This is a genomic window from Candidatus Deferrimicrobiaceae bacterium (assembly GCA_035256765.1).
Taxonomy (GTDB): domain Bacteria; phylum Desulfobacterota; class Deferrimicrobia; order Deferrimicrobiales; family Deferrimicrobiaceae; genus CSP1-8.
This window is the reverse complement of sequence record DATEXR010000266.1, coordinates 1-11,952: the sequence shown is the minus strand read 5'-3', so window position 1 is coordinate 11,952 and position 11,952 is coordinate 1. Positions and strand designations below refer to the sequence as shown.

Annotated in this window: 9 protein-coding genes, 1 tRNA gene and 1 other RNA gene; 3 read left to right on the top strand and 8 right to left on the bottom strand. The window is 63.6% G+C overall.

The window, feature by feature from the left end; translation table 11 throughout:
- Nucleotides 1-205, bottom strand: a 205-nt coding sequence (locus VJ307_09015) for a hypothetical protein (protein ID HJX74282.1), incomplete at its 3' end; no start/stop codon positions are given.
- Between the two features lie 458 nt (nt 206-663).
- Between VJ307_09015 and VJ307_09010 the strand changes: the two genes are divergently transcribed.
- Together VJ307_09010 and VJ307_09005 are read left to right on the top strand one after the other, a co-directional pair.
- On the top strand, nt 664-1,731 hold the full coding sequence (locus VJ307_09010) for an HD domain-containing phosphohydrolase (GenBank protein HJX74281.1): 1,068 nt from the start codon (nt 664-666) through the stop codon (nt 1,729-1,731).
- Between the two features lie 62 nt (nt 1,732-1,793).
- Nucleotides 1,794-3,251, top strand: a complete 1,458-nt coding sequence (locus tag VJ307_09005; protein HJX74280.1) for an HD domain-containing phosphohydrolase — start codon at nt 1,794-1,796, stop codon at nt 3,249-3,251.
- Between the two features lie 286 nt (nt 3,252-3,537).
- On the opposite strand, the gene VJ307_09000 is transcribed toward VJ307_09005, so the two are convergent.
- From VJ307_09000 to VJ307_08970, 7 genes are all read right to left on the bottom strand, one after another.
- On the bottom strand, nt 3,538-5,814 hold the full coding sequence (locus VJ307_09000) for a thiamine pyrophosphate-dependent enzyme (GenBank protein HJX74279.1): 2,277 nt from the start codon (nt 5,812-5,814) through the stop codon (nt 3,538-3,540).
- Between the two features lie 18 nt (nt 5,815-5,832).
- Entirely contained in the window at nt 5,833-6,852 is a 1,020-nt protein-coding gene (locus VJ307_08995) for a 2-oxoacid:acceptor oxidoreductase family protein (protein ID HJX74278.1), read from the bottom strand.
- Between the two features lie 140 nt (nt 6,853-6,992).
- A complete protein-coding gene (gene recR / locus VJ307_08990; protein ID HJX74277.1) occupies nt 6,993-7,589 on the bottom strand; it encodes a recombination mediator RecR in 597 nt (198 codons plus the stop codon).
- A gap of 3 nt (nt 7,590-7,592) precedes the next feature.
- Nucleotides 7,593-7,904, bottom strand: a complete 312-nt coding sequence (locus VJ307_08985; protein ID HJX74276.1) for a YbaB/EbfC family nucleoid-associated protein — start codon at nt 7,902-7,904, stop codon at nt 7,593-7,595.
- Nucleotides 7,901-9,727 carry a DNA polymerase III subunit gamma/tau gene (dnaX, locus tag VJ307_08980; GenBank protein HJX74275.1) on the bottom strand — a complete coding sequence of 609 codons (1,827 nt, stop codon included), beginning with the start codon at nt 9,725-9,727 and terminating at the stop codon, nt 7,901-7,903. Before dnaX ends, VJ307_08985 begins: the two co-directional genes overlap by 4 nt.
- A 77-nt stretch (nt 9,728-9,804) precedes the next feature.
- Nucleotides 9,805-9,904: signal recognition particle sRNA small type (ffs, locus tag VJ307_08975), an RNA gene on the bottom strand.
- 236 nt (nt 9,905-10,140) lie between these two features.
- Nucleotides 10,141-10,233, bottom strand: a tRNA-Ser gene (locus tag VJ307_08970).
- 202 nt (nt 10,234-10,435) lie between these two features.
- Between VJ307_08970 and cls the strand changes: the two genes are divergently transcribed.
- Nucleotides 10,436-11,878 carry a cardiolipin synthase gene (gene cls, locus VJ307_08965; protein HJX74274.1) on the top strand — a complete coding sequence of 481 codons (1,443 nt, stop codon included), beginning with the start codon at nt 10,436-10,438 and terminating at the stop codon, nt 11,876-11,878.
- Nucleotides 11,879-11,952: the final 74 nt, after the last annotated feature.

Below are 11,952 nucleotides of genomic sequence, written 5' to 3'. Positions count from 1 at the left end.
GCCCGTCGCGCTTGATGTACACTTCGGCCGCCGTGACCAGGATCCCGTTCGTTCCGTGGTAGCGCATGAGCTGCCGGGCTTTCGCCTTCGAGAGCCAGGTGGTGACGTACATGTCCTTCTGCGAGTCGTCATCCCATCGTTTGCCGTCGGGCCTCGCGGAAAGGAAGCAGATCATGAGGAGGCCGATCAGCACCCAGTACCGCATACTCCCCTCCTTTTTCGGTTCCGGCAAGGAAATCAACGGGTTGTGGAAAAACTCCATTTTGTAATGTCCCGGACACAACATCATGTGGGATTTGGAGTTCCGTGGGAACGGAGCAATTTCGGTACCACCGGGGGGATGATCGCCTAAACATCTGTTTATCCTCAGAATTTTCCCAAAGATCCCCATGAGCGAAGGGCATTTTCTCGCCGAAAATGGGTAACTATTTCCCCTGAACGGGAAGAGACAGGCCTTTCCCCCTCCCCCGAAATAGTCCGAAATAATATGGCCCTGTCCCTATGAACCAGGGATTCCCTTTTTTCGTGATTTCAGCCCGTGGGTCCCGGATGGTCCCCGCGGGTTTTTGGGAATGGGGATTTTATCGGAGTACCGTCAGAAAATGTACAAAGTAACAATTCCTCCTTTCCGATAAGACACTTAAGAATATCGGGAGGGAAGAAATGGATACGCACCGGAAAGAGAAGATCCTGGTCATCGACGATGAAGAAATCGTGGTGAAGGTTTTGAGGGCACTCCTCTCCAAAGAGGGTTTCGATATCGAGTCGGCCCATGATGGCCTAGAGGGGTTATCGAAAGCGAACGAGATCCAGCCGGATCTCATTCTTCTGGACATCTCCATGCCAAAAATGAACGGCTTTGAGACATGCCGTAGGTTAAAGGACGGGAATGGCACCAGCAACATCCCCGTTGTGATGTTCACATCACAGGCCGACAGGGACTCGAAGATCACGGCGCTCAAGGCGGGGGCGAACGATTTCTTAAGCAAGCCCGTCGACAACACGGAACTGGTGGTCCGGGTCAAAAACCTGTTGAAGGTCAAACGATACCAGGACTTCCTGGAGTCCCACAGCCAGATCCTGGAAGAGCAGGTCGAGGAGAGAACCAGGCGGCTTCGGGAGGCGTTGCAGGACACCATACACCGGCTGACGCTTGCCGCCGAGTACCGGGACGATGATACCTACACCCATATCAAGCGGGTAAGCGAATATACCAAGGTAATCGTCAAGGAACTGGAGATCTCCCAGGAGAAGGAAGGAATCCTGGCGTACGCGGCGCCGATGCACGACATCGGGAAGGTCGGCATACCGGATTCCATTCTCCTCAAGCCGGGCAGACTGACCCCGCAGGAATTCGAGACCATGAAGACCCATACGACCATCGGCGCCAGGATTCTCAAGGGATCGGACAGCCCCTTCCTTCAGTCCGCCGAAAAATTCGCTTTGTCCCACCACGAGAGGTGGGACGGGAAAGGATATCCTCTCGGATTGAAGGGGGAGGACATCCCGATCGAGGGGAGGATCATGAACATCATCGATCAGTATGATGCGCTGCGGAGCCGACGTCCCTACAAGCCTCCCTTCGACCATGAAACGGCGGTGAAGATCATCACGGAGGGCGATGGAAGGACCACCCCCGACCACTTCGATCCCAGGATTCTCGAAATCTTTCGGGCGAACTCCCACAGATTCGATGAAATCTTCGAAGCTCACGGGGAAATGCATGTTTGATCGCCCTCCCCCGATTTCCTCCCCGTTGCATGGTTGAATCGAAGGATTCGAGGGGAAGCGGCATGGGAACGTCGAGAGTTTCCGGAGAAGACACGGTAGCGCGGAAATTCGCCATCGCCTTTTCGGCGATGTTCATCATCCCCATGGCGCTGTCCGCCTACCTGTTCATCGAGTACGTGGACGCCGTTCGCGGGAACTTGCTGCAACTCACCCTCTTCTCCGCGTCCGTGGCCTTGCTGGGCACGGGGGGCTTCTTTCTCTGCCGGTCGGTGGTCCAGGCCCTGCTGAAGGTGACCCGGGACGCCTCGGCCATCGCCGGGGGCGACCTGGACCGGCGCCTGGACACGAACATCGAAGGCGAGATCAGCGAACTCGCCAGGAATTTCAACCGGATCACCAGCCGGCTTCAGCAATCGATCGACAGTCTCCAGTCCTCGAAAAAACAGATCCAGACCCTGCTCTCGCAGGTCTGCGTCAGTTTCGGGCAGAACGTGGATATGGCGAACATGTTCGAGGTGTTCCTGCGGTCGCTTCTCTCCCTGACGGGTCTCGAAGTGGGTGCGATCTTCCTTCTCTCTCCCGACGGGAGCGAGCTTTCCTTGTGCGCGTCCGCGGGCTTGCGAGAGGAATTCCGTGGCACGGTCGTGCGGCAAGGGAAGGGGATCGTGGGATGGGTGGCGACCCACGGGCAGTTGGTGACCACCTCGGAATCGATGCCGTGGGGCAGGCCGGACATGCTCACGCCCCTGGAAAAGAGCATGCCCTGGGCGATCCACATCCCCTTACGGACCAGCGAGAAGACCCGCGGAGTCATGAGCATCGGGCTGGCGGCGGGCCAGCGGGAGATCACCGGAGAGGATCTTCTCACGATCCAGAACCTGGCCACCCAGATGGCCGTGGCCATCGAGAACGCCGAGCTCAAGGAGAGCATGGAAAAAACATACCTGGAGACGGTTTCGGCACTGGCCACCGCGGTGGAGGCGCGGGACAAGTACACCCGTGGCCACTCCAAGCGGGTGACCGAGTCCGCGGTGGAGATCGCCACGCGTATGGACCTCCCGGTAGCGTTCGTGAGAGACCTGGAGTCTGCGGCGCTCCTCCACGATATCGGCAAGATCGGGATTCCGGATCAGATCCTGCACAACAATGGATCGCTTACCCCCGAGGGGCTCCAGTTCATCCTCGCGCACCCGATGGGAGGGGAGAACATCTTGAAGCCGGTGGGTTCCCTCGGGCGCCTGTGCCCGATCGTCCGGCACCACCACGAGCGATACGACGGGGAAGGATATCCGGACCGGCTGAAGGGAGAGGAAATCCCCCTGGCGGCGAGGATCCTTTCGGTCGCGGACAGCTTCGACGCCATGATCTCGGACCGCGCATACAAGCCCACCCGGACGAAGGAGGAAGCGATGGAGGAGCTTGCCCGCTGCAGGGGCAACCAGTTCGACCCGCATTGCGTCGATGCGTTCCTGTCCTATCTCCGGGAGAACCCCGAGGCGGGAGTCCTTTGCTTCTCCTGAGCCGGGATCGTTCCCGGCATGTCCACTATTCCTCCCGGCCCTTTCTTCCGAGGGCAGGGACAGCCTGCAAGTAGCCTGTCGAGCCATCGGATCGGCAGCCCCGGTCGCTTCGCTGCCCGTTCGGGCGGGAAACGATCCCGCCGGGGGCGTATCCCGGGCACCGGGGGGGGAACACCTCAGGGATTCGGCCCGATACGGGATCTTGAATTACGAGACGCAGCGGTAAAAAAGGCCCGGGGAGCCACCGCCCCCCCGGCCTCATCGAAGTTCTTAGGAACGTCCCTTTTCACAGGAGCGGGTTTTTGTGCATCTCCTTGAGGCGCGCCCAGCGCCGGTCCACCTCGGCCTGGATCGCGGCGAGCACCGGCTTGCACTCCGACTTGAGCAGATGCTTGGTTTTCCCCATCTGCTGGAGCCACTCGGTCACCGGCACTTTCTTCCCCTTCTCCTCCGGATCGTAGTTGATCGTCGTGATCCCGCGCTCCACCTCGTAGAGGGGGAAGAAGCAGGAGTCGACCGCGGCCTGGATGATGGGGACCGAGATCCGCTCCTCGGTCCGCCAGGCGAGCGGGCACATGGAGATGAGCTTGCCGAACACCAGCCCCTCCTCGGAGTACTTCTGCGCCTTGACGGCCTTGCGGATCATGTCGCGGTGGTTGCTCTCCGCGGCCGTGAAGACGTACGGGATATTGCACGAGACGAAGATCTGGGCGGTGTCCTTGTGGTGCGTCGACTTGCCGTGCTGGTACGGCCCGTAGTTCGAGGTCGACGTGGAGTGCCCCATCGGGACGGTGAACGAGAGCTGGGAGCCCGTGTTCTGGTACCCCTGGTTGTCGTACTCCAGGATGATCATCCGGTGCCCCCGCAACGCCGCCCCGATGGAGGGCCCCATCCCGATGTCGTGGCCGCCGTCGCCGGTCACCATGATGAAAGTGATCTTCTCCTCCTTCGGGATCTCGCCGCGCTTCTTGCGCTCCTCGAACATCTCGACGACTCCCGACAGGGTCGCAGCGCCGTTCTGGAAGAGGTTGTGGATGTAGGTGACCTTGTGCGACGTGAAGGGGTAGCCCGTCGTGACCACCATCCCGCAGCCGGTGTGAAACAGAACCGTCACGAACCCCTCGATCCCTTTCAGGAACTGGTTGAGATTGACGAAGATCCCGCAGCCGGGGCAGGCTCCGTGCCCGGAAGAGAGCCGCTTCGGACGCTCGGTGAGCGCACGGATGTTCACCCCCTTGACCCCCATCTTCCCCTCCGGAGTGACCTCGATGCGGGTCATCCCCGTGGACTCCTCCTCGGTGATGGGCGCGAAGGCGACCGGGTGGACATACCCTTTCTCCCCGGGGTTGACGCCGAAGTAGTCGTACGGGACCTTGACCTTTCCCGTCTTGGCGATCTCGTGCGCTTCGCGCAGCATCGCCTCGGCGTCCTCGACGAAGAACTCTTTCCCGCCGATCCCGTAGATCCGGGAGGCGACCATCGTCTTGTTTCCCGGCACGCCCTGGATCGCCGCCTTGACCTCGAGGGTCATCGCGCCGCCATAGGCGCCGTAGTTGTCCTGCCGGTCGGCGACCACGAGTCCCTTGACCTTCGCGAGCGCCTTGCGGACCTCCTCGACCGGAAACGGGCGGATGACGTTCAGCCGGATGAGGCCGACCTTCATTCCCTTCTTGCGCAGCGCGTCCACCGCCTCCTTCGCCGTCTCCGCGGCCGAGTTGAGGATGAACAGGGCCGCCTCGGCGTCCTCCATCCGGTACAGGTCGAGGATGTCGTACCTCCTGCCGGAGAGGGCCTCGAACTCCGCGAACACCTTCTTGATGACGGCGTACGACCGGACCATCGCGTCGGCCTGCTGCTTCTTGTTGTTGATCAGGTCGGGGTCGTTCATGTACGGTCCGATCGTCACCGGCTTGCGCGGATCGACCGACGTGACCGTCGGGACGAACGGGCCTAAAAAGGCCTGGACCACATTCGAATCGGAAAAGATCTCGACGCGGCGCTTCTGGTGGGAGGTGAAGAAGCCGTCGAAGGCCACCATCACGGGGAGCCGCACGGACATCTCCTCGCCGATTTTGGGCGCCATGAGGTTCATGTCGTAGACCGCCTGGACGTCGGAGGCCATCAGAATGATCCAGCCGGTGTTCATCGCGAGCATGATGTCGCTGTGGTCGCCGCGGATGTCGAGCGGGCCGGACACCGACCGGGTGACGATGTTGAACACCATCGGGAACCGCGTCCCCGACTGGACGGGGAGCTGCTCGAGGGCGAACAGGAGGCCGTTCGCCGAGGTGGCGTTGAAGACCCGTCCCCCCGCCGTGGTCGCGCCGAAACATACCCCCGCCGCCCCGTGCTCGCCGTCGCCCGGGATCATCCGGATGTCGTGCTCCCCTTCCGCCTTCATCGCGTCGAGGGTCTCGGCGATCTCGGTGGAGGGGGTGATGGGGTAGTACCCCATGATGTGGTAGTTGATCTGCTTGGCCGCCGTCGCCGCAATCTCGTTGCCGCTCTGGACGACCACTTCCTGCGCCGGCCGCGCATCCCTCTTTTTCGCCGTTTCGGCCATCTCCCTCTCCTCCGGTACTTATTTCAGGAATTTATGTTTCACGGTGATCTTTTCCATGTCCTGCTCGGCCTCCTTCGCGGGGAGGAGGGCGCTGAACTTGCAGATGTACGTGCAGCGCAGGCACCCCTTGCAGTACTGGTAGTCGATCCCCAGGAGCACCATCCCGTCCTTGCCGGTCTTGGGATCCTTGCCGCGCTCCCAGACAAAGCAGTAGTCCGGGCAGGTGATGTCGCACTCGCCGCAGCGGGTGCACTCGTCCATGTGGAAGAGGGGGATCATCCCCGTCCGGCTCGTGGACAGGTCCTTGAACCGCATGTTTCCCACGGTGTAGATCGTGCCGCCCATCGGCGCGTTCTCGTACCCGAGTTTGGGCTCTTCGCGGCGGAACGGCGTCGCCGGGTATTTTCCGTCGGCCGGGATCTCCTCGATCTTCACCTCGTCGTGCCCGCGTTTGAGAGCCTCGAGGTTCCCCTTCATGAGCGCCGCGTACTTCTTTCCGAACGCTTCCTGGACGGCGTCCTCGAGGGCCTTCCAGTCGAAGAAGGCGGACGCCTTCGCGATCGCCCCCATCATGACCATGTTGACCCGGGAGCCGGTGGCCATCGCGATCTCCATCGCGTCCACCACGCCGACCTTCCCTCCCTCGAGCTTCAAAAAGTCTCTCGCCTCCTTCGGCGTCTTCCGGGTGTTCAGGATGACGGTCGTCTTGCCGGGGACCGCCCCCGCCGTCACCGGAACCGACTTGGCGAGCGCCTCGTGGAAGATCGCCAGCACGTGCGGCTCCTCGACCGGGCTGTTGATGCGGACCTGGTGGCCGGCCTCGCACACCCGGACGAACGCCTTGACCGGGGTCCCCTTCTTCTCCGACCCGTAGGAGGCGAACCCCGCCCCGTTCAAGCCCATGCCGATGATGGCGGCTTCGGTCAGGATCTTGCCCGCAACGTTCGCCCCGAGGCCTCCGATGCTCTCCATCCGGATCTCGAAGAACCCGAGTTCGTTCTTCACCGGAAGTTTCACCGCCGTCTTCACCTTGGCCATGGATTCCTACCTCTCTCCCGTGGGTTTTCCAAAGAATCCCTGCATGAATCCGGTTCCGGGGAAAAATACCCCATTGCGTACCCTACCGCCTTGATGCCGGTCAACCTGTTCGAAGGGGGATCGAACGACTGTCGCGCGGTCTACACGTCCCTTCGCCCTTTGATCGCCCTGCCCACGGTGATCTCGTCGGTGTATTCGAGATCCGACCCCACGGGCATTCCGTAGGCGATCCGGGTAACGCGGATATTCAGTGGCTTGATGGCGCCGGCAAGGTAGGCGGCGGTCGCTTCCCCCTCCGCCGTGAGGTTCGTTGCCAGAATCACTTCTCCGACCCCGCCCCCCGAAAGCCTCCCCATCAACTCCCGTACCCGGAGGTTTTCCGGCATCATCCCGTCGATCGGGGAGATCGCCCCCCCCAGAACGTGGTATCTCCCCCGGTACTCCCCGCTTTTTTCGATCGGCACAAGATCCGTCGGGTTTTCCACGACGCACAAGAGGTCGTCGCGGCGCGCAGGGTCTGCGCAGATCGGGCACGGATCCTGATCCGCGATATTGAAACAGCGCGAACAATGTATCACAGCGTTCGGGATCGCGGCAATAGACTCCCCCAGCTCCCGCACGGACTCCGGGGTCATCTTGAGCATGTGGAGGGCAAGGCGCGTCGCCGTCTTTTCGCCCACGCCCGGGAGCTTCGCCAGCAGGGAGATGAGCCTTCGCAGAGGCTTCGGGTACGACATCGGTCAGAACAGCCCCGGCAGATTCATCCCGCCGGTGATCTTCGCCATCTCGTCGGCCATCATCTTGCGCGATCGGGAGATCGCCTCGTTCACCGCCCCCGCGACCAGGTCCTGAAGCAGTTCCACGTCCTCCGGGGAAACGACCTCCTTCTCGATCCGGACCGACACGACCTCCTGCCTGCCGTTCACGACGACCGTCACCATCCCGCCCCCCGCCGACGCCTCGACGGTTTTTCCGGCAAGCTCCTCCTGGAGCTTTGCAAGGCGCTCCTGCATCTGCTGGGCCTGCCGGAGAATCCCCTGCATATCCTTCATTCCGCCCCCTCCGTCTCTTCGGCCCCCTCGTCGGGCTCCCGGTCCTCGGACTCCGCCGGCTGGGGGATCGGGGCCCTGCGGGGCGCGGGCCGGACCTCGAGGACCGCCGCCCCCTCGAACTCCCTCAGGACCTCCGCGAGCAGCGGGTCCGATAGCGCCTTTTTCTCGGGGCCGCTTCCCCCGCCCGACGACTCCTCAGGCGCCGGGCTTTTTTTTTCCGGCTCGGCCACCAGCCGGACGGGGACCTTTCTCCCCACGACATTCTCCACGGCCTGCACCAGCACGGGCCACTTGTCCTCCTCCCGGAGGCGGTCCAGCTGCATCTGGTGCGGGCAGGTGATGATCATCTCGTCGCCCTCGAGCCTTCCCCTCATCTGGTGAAGGAGCGCCACGAGGAGGGGCTTTTTCCTCTCCTCGAGGGTGCGCCGGATCCCCTCCCAGACGTCCTCCTTCCCCCTGCGGGTTTCCTCCTTCGCCGTTCGGGCTTCGGAGGACGGGTCGGAGGACAAGTCCCCGCCCGCCCTTCGGGCTTCCCCCTTCGCGGAAGCCGCGGCGGACGAGTCGGAGGCCGGCTTCCCCCCGCCTTCCTGTGCGGACCCGCTGGCCGGCTCGACCCGGGAAACGGTCGTCCGGGGTGTCTGCGCGGGGGGGGACGGAAGCCGCGCGGGAGCGACCGGGGGACGGCCGGGGACGGCGGAGGGGTCCTCCCTGCCGAGTCCCTCCACGGCCAGGAGGCCGGGGGCGTTGACCAGGCGCAGGAGCAGGAGTTCGAACCCCAGGCGGGGGAACTCCGTGCCGAGCACGTCCCGCTCCGACCGGAACCCGATGTCCAGGAGGAACATCCACTCCTCCCGGGTCCGCAAGGCGCAAAGTTGCTTCATCCGCTCCAAGGAGGACGGGGAGTGACGGTAAAGGAGGTCGTCCTTTTCCGTGAATTTCCACACGGCGGCGTCCCGCAGGACGTCCACGACCGAAAGGTACAGGAACTTGAGGTCCGCCCCCCGGGTCCACAGGGAGGTAAATTTCCGGATCGCCTCTCCGGCGCCTTCCGCCACGACGGCCCACACGAGGTCGATCGCCGCCTCGGCGCCCACGAGCCCGAGCATCTCCTCCACGAGGGACGCCGGGATCCTCCCGTTCCCCAGGACCGCCGCCTGCTCGATGATCGACTGGCCGTCCCGCATCGATCCGAAAGCGTACCGCGCGACGAGACGCAGCGCCTCCTCCTCGTAGGCGATCGTTTCCGCCTCCGCCATCTCCTTCAGCCGCGTGCAGATCTCCTCCTCCGTGAGCATGCGGAAATCGAACCGCTGCACCCGGGAGAGGATCGTGTCCGGGATCCGGTTCGGCTCGGTGGTGGCCAGGACGAACACGACGTGGGGGGGGGGCTCCTCCAGGGTCTTGAGCAGGCCGTTGAAGGCGGCCTTCGACAGCATGTGCACTTCGTCGATGATGTAGATCTTGTAGCGGGAGCGCGCCGGCGCATAGGCGGCGTTCTCCCGGAGCCGCCGGACGTCGTCGATTCCCGTGTTCGACGCGCCGTCGATCTCCTGGACGTCCACGCTCGAGCCGGCGAGGATCTCGACGCATGCGGGGCAGGTGAGACAGGGAGAGGAGGTCGGCCCCTTCTCGCAGTTCAGGGCGCGGGCGAGGATCCTCGCGAAGGTGGTCTTCCCCACGCCCCGCGTCCCCGCGAACAGGTAGGCGTGGTGGATCTTCCCCAGGGAGATGGCGTTGGCGAGCGCGCGGGTCACGTGCCCTTGCCCCACAACCTCGCCGAACGTCTTCGGGCGCCACTTCCTCGAAAGCGCCTCGTACGCCATGGTCCCTCCCTCGCCTACCTTTCCGTCCGCTCCTTGCGCGGCCGCCCGGCCGGCCAAGCTTCCTTCGGGTGCCCGCCGGCGGCCAGGAGAATCGCCGGCACACGGAGGAGTGCGGCTACCGCTGCTTCCTTCCGGACCTGACGGAGTTTGCCGCCTTCCGTTGCGGCGGGCCTGGCCGCCGGCGCGCACCCGATGGGCTGGGTTAAAAATCCTGGCGGAGGGGGTGGGATTCGACCGTTGGGGCTCGGCGGTCCACGCCATCGCCCTTCCGGCCGCGGACCCGCCTGACGCGCTCGCCTCGCTCGCGCTTTTCGGGGACATTCCTTGGATCGAGTTTCACGTTGAAGGAGTGTCCCCTTGTATCCGGCGGCGGCTCCGGTTCGAATCCCTTCATCCTCCGGTGTTAAAAATCCTGGCGGAGGGGGTGGGATTCGAACCCACGTGGCGGCTCGCACCGCCAAGTCGATTTCGAGTCGACCCCGTTACGGCCACTTCGGTACCCCTCCGCGCGTAAGGGAAGTATTATAGGTTGTCGGGGGAGGCTCCATCAATGAAAACATCGGAAGATCCCGGGGGCTCTCGTCATTGATTGCTCTACCCTATGGGGACGTTCTTAAACTTTTTAACCCGAATCAGTATCGATCGGCCCCTGATCTATGAAATCGGCATTAAAAAGTTTAAGAACGTCCCCGTTTTGAGGAGAAACTTTTGTACGACGGTTGGCGGATCGCCGCGCTCGTCCTCTCCACGGTCGGGTACATCTTCGCCCTCATCCTCATCCCGCGCATCATTCTCGAAAGGCGCCAGCCCGCGGCGACGGTCGCGTGGGTGCTCTCCATCGCCCTCCTGCCCGTGGTCGGGATCCCCTTGTACTACCTCGTGGGAGAACGGCGCATCCGGCGTCACATCCGGGCGAAGATCGGGGCGGTCGGGTCCGCCGAAAGCTCCGTGGAGAACCGTGTGCGGCCCGGGGATCTATCCTCCCCCATCGCGGCGGACTGCGGCAGCGTCCTTGTCCGGGCGGGTGCGCCCCCTCCGGTGGCCGGGAACCGGGTCGTCATCATCCACCGGGGGGACGAGGCGTACCGGGCGGTCCTGGGCCTGATCGAGGAGGCGCGCGACCATATCCACGCCCAGTTCTTCATCCTCGACGTCGACCGCATCGGCAAGCGGTTCATCCACGCCCTCGCCGCCCGGGCGAAGTCGGGCATCCGGGTGCGTCTCCTGCTGGACGCGGTGGGGTCGTGGCGCGCCCTGCGGCAAATCGTCCGGCCGCTTCGGCGCGCGGGCGGGGAGGTGGCGGAGTTCCTTCCCGCGCTCCCTCTCCACCGCAAGTGGTCGGCCCACCTCCGCAATCACCGGAAACTCCTCGTCACCGACGGGATGGCCGCCTTCTGCGGGGGGATGAACATCGGGAAACACTACATGGGCCCGAAGCGGGAGGATTCCCAATGGCGGGATATCGGCGTGGTGATCCGCGGACCGGCGGTCCGGGACCTTCAGGTGATCTTCCTCGACGACTGGGCGTTCGCCACGGAGGAGACCGGTCCTCCGGGACACCTGTTCCCCTCTCTTCCCCCCCGGAAGGTCGATCCGCCGCAGGCGGGGACGCTCCAGGTGGTGACCTCCGGCCCGGACCGGGCACTCCACCCGATCTACCAGGGGGTCTTCACGGCGTTCACCTCGGCCCGGAGGAGGATCTGGATCGCCACGCCGTATTTCGTCCCCGACGACGCCATCGGGACCGCACTCGAAAACGCCGCGCTGCGGGGGATCGACGTCCGCCTGATCGTCCCGGAGAAATCGGACCTGCGGATGGTGTGGCTGGCGGGAAGGTCCTACTTCGACGACCTGATGCTGGCGGGGGTGAAGATCTCCCTGTACCAGCCCACGAACATCCACTCCAAGACGCTGATCATCGACGACGACGTCGGCGTGGTGGGGTCGTCGAACGTGGACATCCGGAGTTTCTTCCTCAACTTCGAGCTCGGCGTGTTTCTCTACGGAGCGAAGGAGATCGATCGGCTCGCGTCGGCGTATGAGGAGGACCTCTCCCATTCCCGCCGGCTCGATCCGGCCGCCTTCTCGCGCCGACCGAAAACGGTGCGGCTTCTCGAGGACACCTGCCGGATCTTCTCCCCGCTCTTCTGACGGGGTCTTCCCGCCTTAGTACTCCGCTTCATAAATACGGTGTCGCACCGAGAGCGTCGATGCGCCGCGCCAGC

Bases quoted from the DNA above. Each gene is read 5' to 3' on its own strand.
- VJ307_08985 (HJX74276.1), bottom strand. From the start codon at position 7,904: ATGAAGGATATGCAGGGGATTCTCCGGCAGGCCCAGCAGATGCAGGAG.
- VJ307_08995 (HJX74278.1), bottom strand. From the start codon at position 6,852: ATGGCCAAGGTGAAGACGGCGGTGAAACTTCCGGTGAAGAACGAACTC.
- recR (HJX74277.1), bottom strand. From the start codon at position 7,589: ATGTCGTACCCGAAGCCTCTGCGAAGGCTCATCTCCCTGCTGGCGAAG.
- VJ307_09000 (HJX74279.1), bottom strand. From the start codon at position 5,814: ATGGCCGAAACGGCGAAAAAGAGGGATGCGCGGCCGGCGCAGGAAGTG.
- VJ307_09005 (HJX74280.1), top strand. From the start codon at position 1,794: ATGGGAACGTCGAGAGTTTCCGGAGAAGACACGGTAGCGCGGAAATTC.
- dnaX (HJX74275.1), bottom strand. From the start codon at position 9,727: ATGGCGTACGAGGCGCTTTCGAGGAAGTGGCGCCCGAAGACGTTCGGC.
- VJ307_09010 (HJX74281.1), top strand. From the start codon at position 664: ATGGATACGCACCGGAAAGAGAAGATCCTGGTCATCGACGATGAAGAA.